This window comes from Pseudomonas sp. MWU318, assembly GCF_016756945.1.
Lineage (GTDB): Bacteria > Pseudomonadota > Gammaproteobacteria > Pseudomonadales > Pseudomonadaceae > Aquipseudomonas > Aquipseudomonas putida_A.
The window spans coordinates 150,037-170,934 of the sequence record NZ_JAESJL010000002.1 but is presented as its reverse complement, the minus strand read 5'-3'; the positions used below and the strand labels follow the sequence as shown (position 1 = coordinate 170,934).

Sequence of the window (20,898 nt, the reverse complement as noted above, 5' to 3'; positions counted from 1 at the left end):
CAGGAAAGCTATGCCAGTAAAACATCCCAAGGTTGCGGTTTTGCTGGCAGCCTTCAATGGAATGCAATGGATCGAAGAGCAACTGGATTCGATTCTTGAGCAGTCTGGCGTCGATGTAACCGTTCATATCAGTGTTGACTCTTCAACGGATGGAACCGAGTCGTGGTGTAATGCCTATGCGGCTCGGCATCCTGCCGTCGTCGTGCTGCCTGGCGCTGGTACTTTCGGTGGAGCCTCACGCAACTTCTTCAGGTTGATTCGCGATGTACCGATTGAAGAGTACGAGTTCGTCGCGTTCGCCGATCAGGATGATGTCTGGTATCCGGGAAAACTTGAGCGAGCAATCCGTCAGATCGGTGATCGGCAAGTAGACGCCTACTCAAGTAACGTTATTGCATTCTGGCCAGACGGCCGCACACATCTACTCGATAAGGCTCAGCCTCATACTGTTTGGGATTTTCTGTTCGAGGCGGCTGGGCCGGGCTGCACGTATGTGTTCAGTCGCCAGCTATCGAGTCCGCTCAAGGCCTACATGCTTGCCAACTGGAGCGAGTTGCAGGAAGTCAGTCTCCATGATTGGTACTGCTACGCCTTTGCTCGAAGTAGAGGTTTCAAGTGGTTCATTGATGAGCAGCCTTCGATGGATTATCGCCAGCACGAGCGAAATCAGGTGGGGGCCAATACGGGCATCAACTCGCTGATTGCGCGCTACAAGACCATCCATGACGGCTGGTGGTTTTCACAAGTTAAAACGATCACGCGCTTGGTAGGGCTTGAGCATGATGCTTTCGTCAGGCAGTGGTTTTCGTTGTCGAGGTGGCAGCTGTTGAGGCTTTCAATGAGTGCCTGGAAATGTCGACGTCGAGTGCGCGATAAGTTGTTCTTCTTTTGTATCTGCTGGGCGACGGCGGTAGTTGGAAAAAAAGCCAAATGAGCGGTCCACGAGTTCTGGTAACAGGCGCAACCGGTTTTGTGGGTGAGGCGCTGATCTTTCGTTTATTGCTAGACAAGGTGTTCACACCTGTCGCTGCTGCTCGTGGTGAGACGAGGCTGAGGGGACTCTGTCCGGTCGTTGCATTCGATCTGGAGGGGAATCGCTCCTTGCCGGGCCTTGAGCGTGTCGAGGTAGTCATTCACTGCGCGGCGCGTGTGCATGTGATGAACGATGTGGCGGCCGATCCGCTGCTGGAGTTTCGCAGGATAAACGTCGAGGGCTCTGTGCGGCTTGCCCGACATGCCGCGAGCGCGGGCGTCAGGCGGTTCATCTTTATCAGTTCGATCAAGGTCAATGGCGAGATGACACGGCCTGGGCAATCATTTTGTGCTGATGATCGACCCGCCCCCGTTGATCCGTATGGCGTATCCAAATGGGAGGCCGAAGAGCAACTGATGCAGGTCGGCAAAGAGACGGGAATGGAAGTTGTCATCATTCGCCCGCCACTGATCTATGGGCCAGGTGTCAAAGCCAACTTTTTCAATATGATGCGTTGGCTCGAGCGGAGGGTGCCACTTCCGCTCGGCGCGATAAATAATCAGCGCAGTCTGGTTGCGATCGGAAACCTGGTCGATTTGATTGCGGTCTGCATTCGTCATCCGGCTGCTGCTGGACAGGTATTCCTGGTCAGTGATGGGGAGGATCTTTCTACCTCGCAACTGCTCCGCCGTATGGCCGTTGCGCTGAGCGTAAAATCGTATTTACTGCCAGTGCCCTCAAGGCTGCTGAGTAGTGCTGCGTCGCTGCTCGGGCAGCGTGCTTTGGCTCAACGCCTGTGTGGTTCGCTGCAGGTCGATATCGGTAAAACCCGCTCGGTTCTCGGCTGGTCGCCTGTCATCACGGTGGAGCAGGCGCTGCGTCAAACGGCGGGGCATCATGATTCCAGGCTCCAGCGCTGAGGTTGCATTGCCCGATTGTTCCCTGTGGGAGGCCCTGTTTGTTTTCGGGCGTTGGCAAACTGCTACCCTTTTTTGCTCGCGGCGCGCTTGGTACCCTATGCCCCCGGCGCCGTGGCGCATTGTCGATGTTCGAGCGCCAGGCTCAGGCTTACTAATGTTCAGTTTTCCATATCAGCACCGGGCTGTGGAAGACGATAATGTCACTGGGCTATCAAATGGCAAGGCTTCGTCGTTATAATTGCAAATTTTGCGCGACTTGGAGCGGCGCATGAGCCTTTGTGTGGCTCGATCGGCCAAGGGGTCGCTCGCCCTCAACAGACGAGCTGTCGCAGGCAAAATTTTATCATTTCAGCAACGGAGTGCTCGGTGGTAGCCCCCCTTTCCCCGGTTGTCCAAAACGACAATTCGGATTATCACGATGTGGATCATGGTCGGCCGGATTTCGCCGGGACCAAGGTGCGGATTGCGATTCTATTGTGCACCTTCAATGGTGAGCGGTTTCTGGCTCAGCAGTTGGAGTCCATCGCGCGACAGACTTGCCCTGACTGGTTTGTCGTGGTTTCGGATGATGGTTCCACCGACTCAACCCTGGGATTGCTGCGTGAATACTCCGAACGCTGGGGAGACGGCAAACTTTCTGTCCGTCAAGGGCCGAGGTCCGGTTACGCCGCCAATTTCCTCTCATTGACGTGTGACAAAACGATTGAAGCCGACTACTTCGCTTGGGCAGATCAAGACGATATCTGGCAGGCGAACAAGCTGGAATGCGCCCTGCAAAAACTTCAGGAAACGTCTTCGCAAAGTCCGGCGCTGTACTGTGGCAGAACCGAGTTGATTGACGAGCAGGGAGCGCGTATCGGCTTGTCACCCTTGTTCGAGCGTCCGGTCGGATTTGCTAATGCACTGGTGCAAAGTGTAGGTGGTGGAAACACAATGGTGTTCAACCAGGCGTCCCGACAGCTGTTTCAACAGGCAGGCGAGGATCTGGATGTGGTATCTCATGACTGGTGGGCCTATCTCCTCGTTTCCGGTGCGGGCGGCAGTGTCATTTACGATACCAGCCCGACGATCCTCTACAGGCAACATGATGCGAATGTCATCGGTGCTGCGTCGGGCGTGATGGTGCAGTTGATGCGGGTTCGCATGCAGTTTCGCGGTCGTTTTCGTGGGTGGAATCAAAAGAATATTGCAGCACTGGAATCGATCCGATTCCAGTTGAATGAAGAAAGCCGGATGAGGCTGGATCGGTTTCAGCGAGCGCGAAGCTCTCGAGGATTGGCCCGGGTCATCTGGTTACGACGATCCGGGGTCTACCGGCAATCCTTATGGGGCAACCTTGGGCTGGTTTTGGCGACGTTGTTCAATGGAATCTGACACGCAGCCGGGCTTGGCTCCTTTCAGGAAGAGTTCTGTGGTAATTCAAGTAATGGTTGGGCGAGAGAGTTTGCTGGGGAATTTAAACTCCCTCGGATTTATTGAGGTTTTGAAAAAATGCTGAACTTTTCGACTTCGCCCAAGGAGATGCTCAATGGCATCTGGCGCAATAAAGGTCTCATTCGAGCGCTGGTGCAGCGCGAAATTGTCGGACGCTATCGCGGCTCGATCATGGGCATGCTGTGGTCATTGTTCAACCCGATTGTGATGCTGGTGATCTACACCTTTGTATTCAGCGTCGTGTTCAAAGCCCGATGGAGTGTGGATAGCAGCTCGAAGACCGAGTTCGCGCTCATGCTGTTTGCCGGCCTGATCGTGTTCAATCTGTTCGCCGAGTGCATTAACCGGGCTCCCGGTTTGATTGTCGGCAATGTCAACTACGTAAAGAAAGTGGTGTTCCCGCTGGAAATTCTTCCTTGGGTAACGCTGGGCGCCGCCATGTTTCATTTCCTTGTCAGTCTTAGCGTGTGGTTGATTGCTTACCTGATTTTCTTCGGAAAGTTGCAGTACACGGTTTTGCTGTTGCCGGTATTTCTCGCGCCCCTGATGATTTTCGTTGTGGGGCTGGTCTGGTTTCTAGCCTCGATTGGGGTTTACCTCAGAGATGTGAGTCAGATCATTGGAGTCTGCACTTCCGTTCTGATGTTCCTGTCGCCGATTTTCTATCCGATCACGGCATTGCCCGAACAGTACCGGCACCTGTTGTTCCTGAATCCGCTGACACCCGCAATCGAAGATACCCGGGCGTTGCTTTTCCGAGGAGAGCTGCCGAGTTTTCTGCACTTGGGTTTCTACTATATCGCTGCAGCCCTTGTCTTTTGGCTAGGATTTGCGTGGTTCCAAAAAACGCGTAAAGGGTTCGCTGATGTCCTCTAATACAGCAATTGCCGTCAATAATCTGAGCAAGTGCTTTCATATCTACGACAAGCCGAGAGATCGGCTGATGCAGATGTTCGCTCGCGGCCGCAAACAGTACTTCCGTGAGTTCTGGGCCCTGCAGGATGTCTCGTTCACCATTGAACGTGGCGAAACGGTCGGCATTTTGGGGCGTAACGGTAGCGGTAAATCCACTCTGCTACAGATGATCTGCGGCACCCTCAATCAGACTCATGGCGATATTCTGACCCATGGTCGTGTGGCTGCCTTGCTGGAACTGGGATCCGGGTTCAATCCGGAATTCAGCGGACGCGAAAACGTATACATGAATGCCGCGGTACTCGGTCTTACGCGAGAGGAAACCAACGCTCGCTTTGCCGAAATCGAGGCATTTGCGGAAATCGGCGAATTTATCGATCAGCCGGTCAAGACCTATTCCAGTGGCATGATGGTACGTCTGGCTTTTGCTGTCGCCATTAACGTCGATCCACAAATCCTGATCGTCGATGAGGCATTGTCCGTCGGCGACGAACTGTTTCAGCGCAAATGCTTTGCGCGCATCGAAGCGATCAAAGCCAGTGGCGCCACGATCCTGTTCGTATCGCACTCCGGTAGCGCGGTCATTGAACTGTGTACCCGCGCGATTCTTCTGGACAAGGGCGAAAAGCTTGCCGAGGGTGTGCCGAAGGTCATCGTCGGTCAATACCAGAAACTGCTGTATGCGCCTGCCGACAAGGTTCTCGACATTCGCGAATCGATCAAATCAGGCGCACTTGAACGACTCGAACTGGAGCGAGAAGCGCAACGTTCAGTGGTTGCTGTCGAGGCTTCGCAGGCCACGGACAACGGTCTGGAAGAATACTTCGATCCTCATATCGTCTCCAAAAGCGTGATGTCCTACGAATCTCACGGGGTTCTCATCAGCGATCCACGCATCCTCAATGCCGCCGGCAAACAGGTCAACTGCCTCAAGCGTGGTGACAGCTATCGCTATACCTACCGCGTATCGTTTTCGACAGGCGCGGTGGCTGTCCGCTTTGGCATGATGATCAAAACGCTGGCAGGTATCGAGATCGGTGGTGCTGCCAGTGCAGCCAACGCGCAGGACTCGATTACTTACGTTGCAGCCGACGCACAAATGGACGTCGAGTTCAAGTTTGAGTGCAACCTGAACCCGGGCACCTATTTCCTCAACTCGGGGGTGGTGGGTGTCGTCGGGGAGGGAGAAACCTACCTGCACCGCCTGATCGACGCATGCCTGTTTCGTGTTCTGCCGGAAACCGCAATCACCGCGACCGGAACGGTGGATTTCAAATGTATTGCAGCCTTTACCACTTCAAGTGTTGAGCATATTTAATCTTATGGATGATAAACAAATAGTCGTAGTTCTGGGCATGCACCGAAGCGGTACCAGTGCCATTACGCGTGGTTTAAAAGTCCTTGGTGTCGACCTGGGCGATAACCTGTTGCCCGCCGAGTCTGGCAATAATGAAAAAGGCTTCTTCGAAGACGCGACCATCACGGCGTACAACGAAGAGTTGCTGGCCGACTTGGGCCACGCTTGGGATAGTCTGGTGCCCATCAGCCCTGAAGAGCTGAATTCGCCGATCACTCAAAGCCATAAAGTTCGTGCCATTGAGCATCTTCGCGAGAAAGTCGCGAATATCAAATGTTTCGGTGTAAAAGACCCACGCATGTCGAGATTGCTGCCGTTCTGGCAGGAAATCTTTGTCGAACTGGGTTTGAAAGTCAGTTACGTCGTCGCCTTTCGTAATCCGAAAAATGTTGCCCATTCGCTGGTCAAACGAAACGACTTCGAAGTAGAGAAAGGCTACTTTCTCTGGCTGGAGCACATGCTGTTGAGTTTGAAGTACAGCCAGGGTGCTTCACGGGTATTTGTAAACTACGAGCTGATGCTTCAGGAGCCTGAGAAGCAGCTATGCCGAATCTCCAAGTCGCTGGGACTGCCGTTCGATCCCCAGGGACCGGAGTTTCAGGAGTATAAGCACGAGTTTCTCCAGCATTCGTTGCAACACAACAGCTTTACCCTTGATGGACTCGCCAAGGACGAAAAGGTCCCCGCTGATGTCTTGAATCTCAGTCTCCTGCTTTTGCAACTTTCGCGCGATGAGCATGCAGATGACCAAGCTGTTGTGGCTACGGTGAGCGAGCTGTACCAAGCGATGCTCACGCGATTGCCTGAGTATCGGTTCATGCGGCATCTCGATGAAAATAACGCTGATCTGAGTGCGCAGATGAGTGTAAAAGACAAGACACTTGAAACTCTCCAAGCCGATCACAAGGCACTTGCCACTGATTACGGCAGGCTTGAGACGAGCCACGCCGAGTTAAAAGCTGATTATTCAAAACTGAGCGAATATCGTCACTGGCTTGAGGGCCAATACGATTCCTTTCAAGCCACTCTTTCCGAGTCGCAGGGCTCCGTTCAGAGCCTCGAAACTGACCTGTACCGCTACACCTCCGGGCGGTTTTTGCTCAAGTCGCTGGTCTTGCATATGGCCGAACGTTTTGGCTTGCGTTATCGAGGCGATAACCCCGCTGAAAGCGAACTGTTCGATGCTGATTACTATCTGAGTACCTACGAAGACGTTCGTGCCGCAGGTATCAATCCGTTGCAGCACTATCTCGAGCAAGGCTGGCGTGAGGGGCGTGATCCATCGGCTGGTTTTTCCACCAAGGCGTACCTGGAGCATTATTCAGATGTACGGCTGCGACGTATCAACCCGCTGATACATTACTTGCGTTATGGGTATTATGAAGGACGACCGATTTTCGACACCAAGGGGCGCAACTATCACCTGTCCCGTAAAATAAGCCGTCACCGAGTTGTCGTGCAACTGCTGAACCTGGTTTCGCAGCAGCCGGAATTGCTCGGACGTTTTGTGCGTGAAGCGCGGCGTGGTGGGCTGCGTCACGCGTTGGCGATTGCTGTTCGTAAACTCAAGCGTAGTCAGAAGCGATTTGCACTGAGCCAGATCGCCAAACCGCTCGGTGATGCGGCATTGACTGAGTACGAAGTACTGAAGATCGTGCCTTACTATCTGGATCCTTATCTTTGCGAGGTTCCAAAAACCGCCACGCAGATGATTGCTGTTCATCTTCATTTGAACAGTGAGTACATGTCCGGGAACTGGCTTGGATATCTCAAGAACATCCCTGTCGAATTCGACTTGTACATTTCGCGCATTGGCAACGGTGGGTCGAAGTTTGACGAAAAGTTGCTGCGCGCTACCGTCCCTCTATTGCGCCAGCTGGTTATTGATGTCGTACCTGAGCAGGCCGGAGCGATTGCATCTCTTATTGTCCAGTTCGGCGGACGTCTGAAGGAGTATGACGTTGTAGCGCACTTGCACGATGAAGCCGGCGCTGCTGAGGATTCGGGCGTGAAAGCGCGTCTTGATCTCCTTTGTGGTTCGCCTGCCAATGTCGGGCAGATTCTGCAACTGCTCGATGGGGATGCGAAGGTGGTGTATCCCGTTGATACCCGGGCTGAGTCCGCTGCCTACCATCAGGCCGGCTGGAATGATGCCGCAAATGTGATCGGCATGGCTCTGGAAAAATATAGAGAGGTTGATGCGAAGGTTTTCCCGAGCGCGCAATTCCCGCGCGCCACTCTGTTCTGGGCACGGGGCGGTATGATCAGCGATCTACTGCAACTTCCATTGCAGTATGAGCACTTCGCAAATACCGCCAATGATGCTGCGCCGGAGATGTTGAGCCGTTCGCTGGAGCGTCTGGTACTGGTAAATACCACGACCAGTGAAGGGCGCAATTACCAGTTGGAAGCCCCGCAGATCTCCCACGAACCTCGGGACTACTACGAGCCACAGGTCGATTACTCCGCGAGTATCAAGCACGACACCGTCAAGGTGCTGGCGTACTACCTGCCCCAGTTCCACCCTACGCCTGAAAACGATGAGTGGCACGGGACCGGGTTTACCGAATGGTACAAAGTTCGTTCAGCCAATCCGCTGTTCTTCGGGCATTACCAACAACATGTTCCGCATGAAGATATTGGCTATTACCACCTGGATGGCCCGGCGCAGTTGCGGCAGCAAGCCGAAATGATGCAGAAGTCAGGGGTTCATGGCCTGATTTTCTATCACTACTGGTTTACTGGCCGCATGATCCTTGAGAAGCCGGCGCAGATGCTGATGGCCAATCCCGAGATCAACATGCCTTTTGCCTTCTGCTGGGCGAATGAAAACTGGACTCGCCGTTGGGATGGCAACGAACAGGAGATTCTGCTGGGTCAGGTCTATTCGAAAGAGGATGCGCGCGGCTTCATTCGGTACCTGATCCCGTTCTTCAAAGACGAGCGCTACATCAAGGTAGACGGGCGTCCGATGCTGCATGTGTATCGTCCGTCTTCGATCGAACATATCGAAGAGTACCTGGAAGTTTGGCGTGAGGAGTGCGAAAGCGCAGGTCTCAAGGCACCTTACATGGTGGCGACATTGACGCGCGGCGCTACGCAGCCTGACGACCATGGGATGGATGCTGCAGTCGAGCGGGTATTGCACGACTGGACCGCTGATGCCGTGCAGGACACCCGCAGCCAGTTGCGTCCGTACTGGCCTCTGGAAGGTAACGTTCTGAACTACGGTGAAGTTGCCGAGCATTATATGGCGCAGGATCTGGGCAAGGATTTCACCTTGTTCCGGTCCTTGGTTCCGACTTGGGACAACACCGCTCGTTACGGCAATCGAGCCTATGTGCTGAACAACTTCACTACGGAAAAATTCCAGACTTGGATGGAGTTTTTGGTGGACTATTCCGAGCAGAATCTGCCGGAAGATCGTCGGTACGTTGTCGTCAACGCGTGGAATGAATGGGCAGAGGGCGCGCACCTTGAACCCGATACCCGTTTCGGGTACGGCTACCTCAATTCCATCGGGCGCGCACTGTCCGGGCAGGCGTTTGCAGCGACCAGTCACTGTGCTCCTGCCACGGATCTGAAGCTCAACGTAACCTTGACCTCCGACGCCTTGGCTCGTCTGGACGCCGAGCCGGAATCGCGTCGCAAGTTCCTGGCGTGCCTGGCCAGCTCGAACGTGCTGCAGAATTGCTCGGTTGCTACAGACAGCGCTCAGGTCCAGCAGGCATTAATGGCGCAAGGTCTGAATGTCGGCAACCACCAGCCCGAGAATGCTGACTTCACGTTGGTGTTCAGTGATATTTGCCTGTTTCCTGCATCGACCATCGAGTCGTTGCTGAAGATGGCGAAACGGCACAAGGGTTATGCGGTATCGGCCAGTGTGAGAAATGACCCGCTGTATCTGCAGAGTGAAGGTACTGTCAACTTCAGTATCAATGCTGACCAGGTGGCGTTCATGGCATTGCAACCGGCGGCCCCAGCGGTCGGTTACAAAATATGCTGTGAAGCCACATGTTTCCGTTTGCTGCATGAGAGCGGTATTCAGTCCACAACAGCCGATACGGTATCGACCATCATGCGTTATCACCGTCGAGGTGACCGGGCGTCGTTGCTCAATGCGCTGCTCTCATTGATTGCCCAGTCCGGTTGCCGGGTGTTGCCCGTGCTGGCTATCCAGGACATGGATGACGAAGAAATAGCGCTACTTCAGACGCAACTTGATCAGTTGCCGTGGAGCGAGCATTGCGAACCGGTGATTCGCCGCTACTTTTCGACAGAGCAGACACCGGATCTGCGCTCGCTGATGTTGAACGATGCTCTGAAGGCCGTCGGCAGTGGCTATGCAGCATTTCTTGATTATGACGACATGCTGTTTCCGTGGGCCTACAGCTCACAACTTGAGCAGCTCAAGTCCAGCGGCAAGAACGCAACCTTCGCGCGCGTTTACTCCACCATGGTGGATTCGGCGACTGGGTGCATTATCAAGCGTGACAAAATTTATGACTACGGTGAAACCTATCGCGACTTCATCGAGCATAACCATGCGCCGCTGCACAGCTTCCTGCTGGATCTGAATCAGTGCGATCTGCAAGCCATTACTTACTTCGATGATATGAAGTACATGGAAGACTACTATCTTACGATGCAGTTGTTCACCCGCGAAGGTACAGATTGGGAGTCATTGCGCACCTGCGGTTTTATCGGTGACTACATCCACCGAATTGGCTGTGACACTCATACGCTTGCGCTGACTGACGAACAGCAGCGTGCCGACTTGCTCAACAGCGAGTCCTATCGCATCTGTGAGGCCCGCATCAAAGCCTTGCGTGATCGTCTACTGCCCCAGGCATAGGGCTCAGGAGGCCCGTCAGTGCACTGGCGGGCCTTGATCGTGTGATTTTAATAAGGTTAATCGAATGAGTAAGGATCTGGTTTTTCACGCCACGGCCATCAGCGCCTCGGCCAGAGCCCAGGTGAAAGGGCAAAAACCGGCAGTGATCTGGCTCACGGGGTTGAGCGGGGCGGGCAAGTCAACGATCGCCAATGCCTTGGAGCAAGCCTTGGTGGCCAAGGCACGGCATACCTTTCTGCTGGATGGCGACAACTTGCGCATGGGCTTGTGCAAGGATCTTGGTTTTACCGATGCTGATCGAGTCGAAAACATTCGTCGTGTTGCGGAAGTTTCGAAGTTGCTCATCGACGCCGGATTGATCGTGATTACAGCTTTTATCTCTCCGTTTCACCGCGATCGTGCGATGGCGCGCGAGGTGATCGGAAATGATGCGTTTGTCGAAGTGTTTATCGACACTTCCCTGGAGGAGTGCGAGCGCCGTGATCCGAAAGGGCTGTACGGCAAGGCCAGGGCCGGACAGATAAAGAACTTCACTGGAATCGATTCAGCCTACGAAGCTCCAACGGATCCGCATATCCGGATCAATACGGTTACCGAGGAATTGTCCGAATCCATTGCGCGAGTGTTGGAGTATCTGGACAAAAGGTTCGGTCAATGAAAACCGTCGTTATCATTGGAGCTGGTTTTAGTGGTGCGGTGACGGCAGCGCAGTTATTGCGTCACAGTCCTCCAGATGTTCGAGTTGTGTTGATCAACCGCTCTGGCGCGATGGCTCGCGGTTTGGCATATGGAACCAATAGTCCACTGCACTTGCTCAATGTTCCCGCCGGCAATATGAGTGCGGACATTGATGATCCAGAGCATTTTCTGCGGTTTTGCCAAGTCGGAGATGCAACGTGCACAGCGTCTTCATTTGTTCCGCGAAAAATCTATGGCGAATATCTGACGTCTGTTCTGGATGACGCGGAGAAGCATTGCGCACACGGTGTCAGGCTGGAACGTATTGTCGCTGAAGTTCGCAGGCTGCAACCTCGGGAGACTGGCGCCGTTGTCGAGCTGACCAACGGGCAGTGCATCGACGCTGATCAGGTGGTTCTGGCGTTCGGAAACTTTTCACCACTCGATCCGCCGGGATTTTGCGCGTCAATGAGTGCTGAGCGATACCAGTCTGATCCTTGGGCAGCTGGGTCGTCGCCGGCGTCGGACCCGAATCGTGCGGTTTTACTGGTGGGCGCGGGTCTCACCGCACTGGATGTATCACTCGGCTTGCTGCAAAGCGGGCACAAAGGGCCTATCTACATGATCTCCCGGCGAGGTCTTCGTCCTTTGCCTCATCGGCCAAAGCGTACAGATGACGAAGTTTCGGCCGATTTTGCTGCTCGGCTCCTGCAGGCAACGCCTTCGGTGCGTGTCTACCTGCAATTGATTCGGCGCGAGATCAAGGCTGCGCGCAAACACCGCTTGGACTGGCGTGACCTGGTCGCAGCCCTGAGGCCGATAACTCCAGATCTGTGGATTCGATTACCGATAGCCGAGCGTCGACGCTTCCTGCGCCATCTTCAACCGTATTGGGATGTGCACCGTCATCGGGTCGCGCCGGCGGCTTACAAGCGTTTTGAAGAGGCTTTAGAGACCGGTCAAGTACGGTGTCTCGCAGGCCGCATCAAAAGCGTTGAAGCGAGCGTTGATTATTTGCGTATACGAATTCAAAGGCGCAATGAACAGGTGCTCGAAGAGATAAAAGCCGAGCAAGTAATTAATTGCACGGGTCCTACAACCGACTTGTATCGTGTCAAAGATCCACTGATTCAGCAGCTTTGTGCTGACGGTCTCATACAGGTCGATACGCTCGGTTTGGGTTTATGCGTCAATGAGCGGTTGGCCGTTAAGAGTTCTTCAGGTATTTGCTCCTCTTGGTTGTATTACGTCGGCCCTATGTTAAAGGCTGATTATTGGGAAGCAACAGCTGTTCCGGAATTGCGGCAGTATTCAAAAAAACTGGCAGTCAATCTGGTTGATAGAATTGGGCGCGATGGCGTGGGCGTTAGCCCCTGAGGTAATTGCTTCCGGGTAATCGTTATCAGATCTCCTCTCGAGCTTTTCGACAGTACGCTGCTGGATGAGGGAAATAAATGCTGGGCAGGGGAATTATGAGATTTTTAACTCTAAAATGCCTTGTAAGGGTATTTTCATTTTATTGTGCGTCATTGCTTTTTTCTTTGATGCTGGTTTTTGGGTTGGGCGCTACTCATAAGGATACCATTGTTTTTTATGCGCAAACCGATACCCCGGAATTCATGCAACTCTACTTTCCCGTTTTTACTGACGCCTCGATTTATCCAACCTACCAGGCCGAAGACAGTGAGCGAGTAGCGTACGTAGGAACGCCAGGTATTGGCATAGGCCTGACGTTACCGGATGGTGCGATGAAGTTGGTCAGAGTCGATCCCTCCGATCATCACGTCAATATGTCGATAAAAAGCGTTCAACTGAACTATCTATTTTCCACGGTTACACTTACGCCAGAGGAATTGCTGAAGCGAATAGTTCCACTGCAAGGTATCGATAAGATCGAGGTCGTAGGAGAAAGGCTTCTGATAAATACCTCTAACGAAGATCCGCAGTTTCAGTTGACTTTGTTCAAGCCTGATGCGCGTGAAAATGAACCAATGCTAATGCGGATAGGCATTGTATGCTCGTTTTTATTCACTCTGTTGTTTGCTGTATTGGCAAAGGGTGACATCAGACGTCTAAGCAGGATTTTTCCAGGTTTTGCAATTCCGACCATCGCCTCATTGTTGATAGTATGGATTTTTTATCCTGGTTTCATGACGTTTGACACATTGCATGCACTTGATGGCGCAAGGTTCGGTGTCGTTGATTCTACGTGGCCTCCCGTCGTCAGTTATATATGGCGGATGATTGATGTTTTTTCGCAAAGTCCCGTTGCGATGTTCTTCTCGCAGGTACTGCTGTTGCTGGGATCCATGTACTATGTGATGTACTATTTTTTCAGGAAAAATAGCATTGCTTTAATATTTATGCTCCTTTATCTGGTGGTTCCGGCTGTAATTGGTACCGTTGCGGCCATATGGAAAGATGTGTTGATGGCGTCTTTCTTCGTTGCTGCTTTTGCGGCCATGCTAGCAATGAAAGAACGTAGAACCCGATTCAGCTTCTACGCTCTATTCGGACTCTCAGTACTTCTTGTGTTTTTGGCTGTGTGCTCTCGGCATAATGCGATAACGGCTGCAGTTCCCTTGCTTTTCTATGCAGTGTGGATTTTGAGCAAGCGTTTAACTTGCCGAATGCCTGCTATAGCTTTTGTGGCGCTGTCTGGCCTGATACTGACCGCGGTGGTATATACAGCGAAACTGCAATTGGACAGATATTCGATACCTGAGTTTCGTGAGATAAAGGGGGCTACTGCCCTGATTCGGGTTACTCGGGCAATGGATATCGCTGGCGCAAGTGTATGCAGTGGTAAAAACTTATTTGAGAATATCGCGCCGGCTCTCACGCTATCCGAGATTCAGGCTAATTATGATCCAAGGCATTCCAACTTGTCGATGGGCATTATTTCAAAGCTGCCGTTTAATAAAAGTCTTGATGAGCTCTGGTTTACGGTCCTGAAGGAGTATCCAGTCTGCTTTGGTTATAATAAGTTGATGCTGTCAAAATATCTCGTGGGTGCAAACGTCGGACCGCAGTTTTTGGTTGTTACACCACAAATTGATGCAAATAAGTATGGGTATACCCTTGCTGTTTCGAGTTTGCGCGATAAGGTTGTACAGTATATTTTAGAAGGGTCGGAACTTGTTGTTTTTAAGCCATGGGTCTTATACTTAGTTTCGATATTGCTGTTTCTGTGGTTGCTGATTCTGAAAAAAGTAAATGTCGAAAGCGTTGTGGTGTATTTTTCCGCAGGATTTTATTTTTCCGGCTTGGCGCTGTTTGGAAATGCCGCAGACACGCGATTGCTATTTTATACAAATACAATGAGTGTGTTGGGTGTCGTTGTACTTCTTAGTCAATTGTTTACTGTTCGATTCGCGAGTGCGAGGCCAGTAACTGCTGAAGAGTAGGTCGATGGTCGAGCGCTGTCGATAGGCGGCGCTCGGCTCGATAGATGTATTAAACCCGGTATCTAAAATTCTGTAGGGTAAGATCTCATTGGCCATCCCGTTATACTTCTGAGCAGCATGCAAATAAGTATCAGGCTAATAATATCACCTACAAATAGCGCCCTGTATCCTGACTCGTAAGCTGTAGGTGAAAGACCAATGATGGTAGTTATGCCAATATGCAGTAGAAGTAAAAGTGTCGTAAAGTAAAATGTTGAGCAGTCGTTCATGGCTCTTTTAAGAATGTAGATAATGCTAATTAGTGAAGTAATCGACAGCGTATAGGAAAAAAAATATTCCAATCCGAGTCCTGCGTTCAGAGTGCGGATGGAGTACTCTGCAGTATCGTCGATTGTGAATAGGTGAGAGAAAATACTACCCTGCAATATGCCTCCGATGGCAAAAGCCAGGGCGGTGTATTTAAGTTCAAAGTTCTTTCCCATTGTCAGCAGAAAGAGAAGTGCTGCGATCGCTTTCGGGTACAAGTTGGCTGGATCAATGTAGTGTGCGTTGAAAACATCGAAACCAGTCAGGAATTTACTTAAAAAAGAATAGTCACTGAACTCGGGCATGTACATTGTTTCTGTTTGCAGGCGCGCATAGTTTCCCGGTGCGGTGAGGAGTAGCGTAAATCCTATGGTCACGATTAGGAACATCATCATTCTGTAGGTTCTTGCATTCCGGCTTTCCCAGATAAGCGATGCCGAGAATACTACTACCAGTGCTAGACCGACTTGTTCTGACTGCGATGCAATAAAAGCCAGTGGAATGGCTAGTATTTTTTCCAAAGTCATAAACGCTGACGGCCTAATGAAAATCGCAGATGCAAAAAGTCCGCAAGAAGCAGGCAACAGATAATTATAAAAGCCGCTGACGTAGAAAATCGAAGCATCGAGAATTGAGTGATTGATGGTCAATGTGCTGAATAAACAGAGAGGAATTCCAATGGCATAATTAAGTCTGCCAGCAAAAAAGGATTTCCAGGTAGAGTAGGCGATGAGCAGTAGGCATGTCGGAATTGCCAGCTTCCAGAGCACAGAAGTTGCAATGGTTGTAAACATGATGCCTTCAATTGCTATTCGGCCTGTCCAGGTGTGATAACGTTCCGATAAATACTGAAGTGGAGACACTCCAGATGTTGCAGCAGTCAGAAATATAGCATCATCGGATAAGGGCTTAATGCTCAGGGTGAAGTAAAAGAACAAGTACAGTGCCGTTAGAAAAAACGCGAAAGAAATAGCGCTGTACGAAGGGTGATTATTTTTCTGTGCAGACATTCTGGCCTCCATAGTGCATGACTCCTTTAGAGTCTTCGATATAGAGCTCTAATGATGTTCCATAGCGTTTGCGGAGTTTGTAGCCTACCGCTGAGGCGTGAAATCCATGAAGGTGAAAGTCGCTTTTTATTTTAAGATAATCACTTACGTCTTTTCGGGTAAGACGGCGCGTTATAAGCTGTATAGCGCCTTTGTCGCCATTGGCGAAAAGATAGATTTTAATGGCGTCGTCAGGTAGATCAAGGTGTGCCCATCCACTGGCGGATATCCAGAAAGCGCCTATTTCGCAATATTCGACGCTGGCCCGCAGTTCGGGGATATTGCCCGTTTGCGGTGGCAATGGTTTACGTATACTCGTATTGTTTGCCAAGAATAGCGTGGTGCACAGGACTAACGAGAGTATCAGGGCAAGCACATACACAAGTGTTAAGCCGTCAAACGGTTTTTTTGCTGCGAGCGGGGAATGTTGTGGCACGTTCGAACCCCTTGAGTTTTTTCGTGAATATAGGTATTTAGTTTCCATTAAAAACGAATTTTTTATTCAATATATAAAATACTAGCGTATAAGAAATCATCGCAAATATTTGTGCAGTTTTTGCATCAAGTCCAATCCACCGGTAGCCAGCAAGAAGGGTCAACTGGTTAAATGCAAATGAAACGCTGAACGCAATAATGAATTTGGGGATTGTGCCTCGATCAGTTGCTGATTGATTGAACACGAATGTTTTATTGAGCATGAACGCTGCGACGAGGGCAATGACATAACCAATCGCATTAGCGTAAGAAGGATTCATGTTGAAAAGGGTGACCAGCAGCAGGAACACGCCATAGCCGATAGCCGTATTGGCGACGCCTGCAAATAAGTATTTAAGCGCTTGCATTGTCAGCGAATCTTCCTAGTCGGACGGCAGTTCTTCGAACAGTTGGGTGAAGATTTTCTGTCCTTTGCTTTTCTCTGCTAGCGTTTGCAATGATTTCCAATAGCTGAGGGTGCTGTCCAATTGATCTGTGTTTCTCGGGCCAATGACGATTCCCGACAGGGCGGGGTTCACAAATGAGGCGGCGAGGGCGAGTTCGTTGAGGGTTGTCGGCCTTGGTTCGAATTCGTGCGATGTGTTGATGAAGTCGACAAGCTTTTCTGTAAACGCTTGGGGAATGTTGATGTTGCGCAATTCCATCGAGCTGTTTGTTTTGGAGACTTCAGTTTTCAGGCCGCCCAGATTAATGCCATAGGCCAGGTATTTTGCATCAGGAAACCACGCTTCGTAGGCAAAGCGAGCGGCATGGGTCTTGAGGTTTTCCTTGACTTGGATAATCCATTTTTGCGACAGCGACGGATTGGCCTTGTAGTACGCCTCTGGGTGCCTGATGCCGGAAAGCCCGATAGCAAGACCCTGCTGTTCAAGCTTGGACATGGCCTCGACGGTCTGTGCGACTGTTGCGCCGTGCACACCATCATCGGAGCGATTGTCCCAGTGGATCGAGACGCACGAAAGTGCCGAGCCAAACTGCCCCATCAGAAGGTCGGATGCACGAGCAATGTCATCTGGCGCCAGATGGACGTCTGGCGACCCCATATTGTCTCTCGAGCCGATTTTTACCGTCAGTGCGAGGTTTGAGTCAGCGTTGTGCTCAGCCCAGTCCGCGAGCCAGCGAACAGCCAGACCGAAGTCCTCCGGACGCTTATTGATAGGGTAGTTGGTTGCGGTGTCGACCATTGTGCCGCCACTGAGCAAAAACTGCTCAAGCAAATGGTAAGCCTGATCGCGTTCTATCCCCCAGCCCCATAGCGCTGTGCCGAGTACCAACTGCTTGTCGCTTGGCGTGAGTATTGGCATGTTCAGGCTTCACGTTGGGAGTTTTTGAGGCGTTGACGTAGAGAAGCCATGGCTTTGAGATACTCGATGGTCAGTTTGAGAACCTTCACTTTCGAGTTCGGATCGTCGGTCCAGGTGACTGGCAGATCCATCACACGGTATTTCAAGTGTTCGCCGGTGATCAGCACTTCGGTTGCAAAGAACCATCCGTCGCTATTGGCCCCTGTGTGCATCAGCGGCGCCAGAATTTTTCGTTGAAGAAACTTGAATCCGCACATGCCATCGCTGAAGGCGGTGCGAAAAATAAGTTTGACGATGAGGTTAAAGCCGAAGCTCGTGACATTTCTGAGTGGCTTGCGGCCAATGACTTTAGCGCCCTTCGCAAGCCGCGAACCGGTCACGATATCGGCCTTGTTGGCTTTCAGTGCCTCCAGTGCCGGGCGCAGGTGGCTCAGGTCGGTAGCCAGGTCCAGGTCCATGTAGCCGACGATTTCGGCGCTCGATTGCGACCAGGATGCTTTAAGTGCCCGGCCAACGCCACGCTGCTCAAGGCGAAGGTAGCGAACATCCGGGATGGTTTTTTCCAGTTGCAGGGCTATCTCTTGGGTACGATCGGTGGAACCGTTGTCCGCCAGGACGATACGAACAGTTCCAATGTCGCTCAAGTTACTTTGAATATAGTTGTGTGTTTTGAGGACTTGTTCCGCCAGCGTTGACTCTTCGTTCAAAATGGGGATGGTGATTTCAATCAACGAATTCATGGTAGTTGCTCAGAAGAAGAGGAGGGAGTGCAGGACAGGTTTTCAGTATCGAGCTTTTCCAGCACGTCATAAATATTGTCGATCTTTCCGCCCAGGATGGAGTAACAACCTGGAAGCGTTTCGTGCTTCTCGAACAGGATGGGTCGACCATCGTCTCCCTCGTTTTTGGTGAGGATTGTTTTGACTTCGAAAAGCGAATCGACGTATTTGGAGTCCATGACTGAAGGCAGGTAGCGACCAATGTCGCGGATCATTCGATCTACGCGAGTGTCCCTTTTATAGTTGTCCAGCTTTTGATAAGGGTTGGAGCCGGGTTCGTCGGACCAGTGCATATGCGGGGTGTAGCGAACATGCGATACGGTATGCAAGCCGCGCGCTGGGAAGGGCATGACTGAGAAGAAGGGGCCATCCATCACGGTGATACCCAGATCGCGGAGTGCCGGTGGCATCTGCATCAGCGCCATTTCAGTGATTTCTTGCTTGAGCGCAGTTCGCGTGCCGGGGAAGTCGCCGCCAAACTGATTCAGGCCACTATAGGTGCAGTTGAACACGTATCGAGCACTGAGTTGTTCCGGTTCTTTGCCGTCGCCACCGAGTGTTACATTCAGCGACCGATTCGGGCTGTTGCTGATGGCCACCGCCTGGGTGTTCAGGCGAATATTGACCCCGCTTTCCAGCAGTTCACGCAACGCCCACTTGGCCAGTTGAGTTGAATCGAACGCATACTCTTCAACCAGATAAACCTCTTCGATCAGGCGAGGTTCAAACAATGCTCGAAGCGCTGGGCTGGCAAGTTCAATTTTTGCGCCGATTTCTCGATAAAAGCGTTCGAACTGATTCGCCGTGACTTTCGAGTTACGTCGGGCAATGGCGTACAGTTTGGTGAAATCCTGCTTCACCGCCTCGGGCCAGTCTTGAACGAATTTCGGCAGGTTGATACGACTGCGATACGCAGTGGTGAAGCTGCGCGGATAGTGATAGCCGTTGTGAACACGTGCCTGGTTGTTATAGGAGGCACGGCTCAACAATGACGATTCACGCTCCATAAGAGTGACTCGCTTCATGCCGCGTTGCTTCGCCAGGTAGACCGCGATCGCCGCGCCGTAAAACCCTCCCCCGATAATCACCGCGTCCTGCATGTTGGTCGTCGGCATCACACAACTCGGCCAGAAGTAGGCAACGGTGCTTCAGGCGACGCTACTTCCTCGATGTTCAGTTTTTCTCGACGGGTGATCCGTGCACTCGTGAATTCCTGGGCAATATGGTAGAGCGGTCCTTCATTGGAAAGACTGGTCATGTGCAGGATGTACTCACCCAATACCAACAGCACCAGCGAAATCAGGAAGAACATCCCGGACTGTTGTAAGGAAAGACTGATCCAGCCCGGTGCAATATCCGTTTTCAGAAAGCCGCTGGCGACCACATAAAAACAGTAGATGAGATTCGCTACAGCCCCGAAGAGTGAAAGTGAAGTGACCAGGCGCATCGGAGCACGCGTAGTCGACACCAATAACAACATGCCGCGATCAATACTTTCGCGCAGTCGTTTTCTTTGCGTGACGCGAGGGCTGGAACTGTAGTTCAGATTGGCGCGGGCAAAACCGCCTGTCGCAGGCAGGTGACGATAAGTAACCGACGGCTGCGGATGTTGAAGAATAAAATTGATCACCCGTTTGCTGAGCACCCGGTACTGAGGCGCATCGGTGGCGAGATGAATGCCGTTGAACGATTTGTAGACTTTGTTGAAAACGGAGTAAGCGACTTCATAGGCGAGGCTTTGAGGGGGCTTCTGTTTGTTTTTGGCAAAAACCACGTCTGCACCGCTGACCGCTTTGTCGAGCATTTCAGGTAGAAAAGCGATGTCATCAACGAGTGGGTCTATCACCGCGACGAAATCACCCAGGGCATTCTCCAGACCTGCCCACGATGCGGTGTCGGCATCGACTTCTTTAGTCAAGGCATAAACTTGCAAGTTTGGCAGGCCATTTTCAGCAGTCAGACTTTTTAATATGGATATGCTGTCATCGTCAGACGCGTTGTCGACAACAATTAGTTCATAGTCACTTACCAGTGTCGACATCCGTTCGACTGCGTCTGCCAGGATACTTCCAAGATGGTTTGATTGGTTGCGAACGACGAAAACAACCGAAAGAAATACCGGAAAAAATACCATTTAGAGTTCCTCGAGACGTCAGCCGCAGGCTGTCGCCCATAATTTCGAAAAAAAGCGCGTAATCTTAATCTGCACGGTAGGTGGCGTCACCCTTTTCGTTGCTGGCATTTCGCAGGAAACTCGACAAGGAAGCCCGCTGGCTACGACTTGCATCGAACCGTGGCCGTTCGTTCAGCGAACAATTAGTCGTGTATCCTTGGCTATTTTTTCCGGTTGGGCCTGCTTTATACGCATCAATTGGCGATAGTGGAGCGTCGGGAGAAATTTTTATCGCTTCACCCTCGCGCTTGGA

Annotated in this window: 16 protein-coding genes; 9 read left to right on the top strand and 7 right to left on the bottom strand. The window is 51.7% G+C overall.

The genetic code is table 11. The features are described 5' to 3' along the window. Nucleotides 1-10 precede the first annotated feature (10 nt). The 9 genes from JN524_RS04755 (at nt 11) to JN524_RS04715 (ending at nt 14,539) form a co-directional block, all read left to right on the top strand. Complete coding sequence (locus JN524_RS04755; protein ID WP_202368679.1) at nt 11-934, top strand: glycosyltransferase; 924 nt, start codon at nt 11-13, stop codon at nt 932-934. Beyond that, nucleotides 931-1,893 carry a UDP-glucose 4-epimerase family protein gene (locus tag JN524_RS04750; protein WP_202368678.1) on the top strand — a complete coding sequence of 321 codons (963 nt, stop codon included), beginning with the start codon at nt 931-933 and terminating at the stop codon, nt 1,891-1,893. The genes JN524_RS04755 and JN524_RS04750 overlap by 4 nt, the downstream gene beginning before the upstream one ends. Nucleotides 1,894-2,259: 366 nt before the next feature. Next, nucleotides 2,260-3,267 carry a glycosyltransferase gene (locus JN524_RS04745; RefSeq protein WP_202368677.1) on the top strand — a complete coding sequence of 336 codons (1,008 nt, stop codon included), beginning with the start codon at nt 2,260-2,262 and terminating at the stop codon, nt 3,265-3,267. 117 nt (nt 3,268-3,384) lie between these two features. Continuing rightward, on the top strand, nt 3,385-4,203 hold the full coding sequence (locus JN524_RS04740; RefSeq protein ID WP_182401933.1) for an ABC transporter permease: 819 nt from the start codon (nt 3,385-3,387) through the stop codon (nt 4,201-4,203). Further along, nucleotides 4,193-5,560, top strand: a complete 1,368-nt coding sequence (locus tag JN524_RS04735; RefSeq protein ID WP_202368676.1) for an ABC transporter ATP-binding protein — start codon at nt 4,193-4,195, stop codon at nt 5,558-5,560. Before JN524_RS04740 ends, JN524_RS04735 begins: the two co-directional genes overlap by 11 nt. 4 nt (nt 5,561-5,564) lie before the next feature. Further along, on the top strand, nt 5,565-10,454 hold the full coding sequence (locus JN524_RS04730) for a glycoside hydrolase family 99-like domain-containing protein (RefSeq protein ID WP_202368675.1): 4,890 nt from the start codon (nt 5,565-5,567) through the stop codon (nt 10,452-10,454). A 64-nt stretch (nt 10,455-10,518) separates the two neighbouring features. After that, entirely contained in the window at nt 10,519-11,112 is a 594-nt protein-coding gene (gene cysC / locus JN524_RS04725) for an adenylyl-sulfate kinase (protein WP_121187800.1), read from the top strand. Beyond that, the gene (locus JN524_RS04720) at nt 11,109-12,509 is read left to right on the top strand and encodes an FAD/NAD(P)-binding protein (protein ID WP_202368674.1); all 1,401 of its coding nucleotides are present in this window, start codon (nt 11,109-11,111) and stop codon (nt 12,507-12,509) included. The genes cysC and JN524_RS04720 overlap by 4 nt, the downstream gene beginning before the upstream one ends. A 77-nt stretch (nt 12,510-12,586) precedes the next feature. Continuing rightward, nucleotides 12,587-14,539: a hypothetical protein gene (locus JN524_RS04715; RefSeq protein WP_202368673.1), complete on the top strand. Its 1,953-nt coding sequence runs from the start codon at nt 12,587-12,589 to the stop codon at nt 14,537-14,539. A 62-nt stretch (nt 14,540-14,601) separates the two neighbouring features. Here the strand turns inward: JN524_RS04715 and JN524_RS04710 are convergent, their stop codons facing one another. From JN524_RS04710 to JN524_RS04680, 7 genes are read right to left on the bottom strand one after another with little or no spacing between them, the layout of a single operon-like run. Beyond that, nucleotides 14,602-15,855 (bottom strand): hypothetical protein, encoded by a 1,254-nt coding sequence (locus JN524_RS04710; RefSeq protein ID WP_202368672.1) that lies wholly within the window; start codon nt 15,853-15,855, stop codon nt 14,602-14,604. Then, nucleotides 15,836-16,330 (bottom strand): hypothetical protein, encoded by a 495-nt coding sequence (locus tag JN524_RS04705; RefSeq protein ID WP_202368671.1) that lies wholly within the window; start codon nt 16,328-16,330, stop codon nt 15,836-15,838. Before JN524_RS04705 ends, JN524_RS04710 begins: the two co-directional genes overlap by 20 nt. Before the next feature lie 37 nt (nt 16,331-16,367). Beyond that, entirely contained in the window at nt 16,368-16,736 is a 369-nt protein-coding gene (locus JN524_RS04700) for a GtrA family protein (protein WP_202368670.1), read from the bottom strand. 15 nt (nt 16,737-16,751) lie between these two features. Further along, nucleotides 16,752-17,693, bottom strand: a complete 942-nt coding sequence (locus tag JN524_RS04695) for an aldo/keto reductase (protein WP_202368669.1) — start codon at nt 17,691-17,693, stop codon at nt 16,752-16,754. A 2-nt stretch (nt 17,694-17,695) separates the two neighbouring features. After that, nucleotides 17,696-18,433 carry a glycosyltransferase gene (locus JN524_RS04690; RefSeq protein ID WP_202368668.1) on the bottom strand — a complete coding sequence of 246 codons (738 nt, stop codon included), beginning with the start codon at nt 18,431-18,433 and terminating at the stop codon, nt 17,696-17,698. Beyond that, nucleotides 18,430-19,587, bottom strand: a complete 1,158-nt coding sequence (locus JN524_RS04685) for an NAD(P)/FAD-dependent oxidoreductase (protein ID WP_182401917.1) — start codon at nt 19,585-19,587, stop codon at nt 18,430-18,432. Before JN524_RS04685 ends, JN524_RS04690 begins: the two co-directional genes overlap by 4 nt. Next, the gene (locus JN524_RS04680; protein ID WP_202368667.1) at nt 19,587-20,606 is read right to left on the bottom strand and encodes a glycosyltransferase; all 1,020 of its coding nucleotides are present in this window, start codon (nt 20,604-20,606) and stop codon (nt 19,587-19,589) included. Before JN524_RS04680 ends, JN524_RS04685 begins: the two co-directional genes overlap by 1 nt. Between the last annotated feature and the right edge of the window lie 292 nt (nt 20,607-20,898).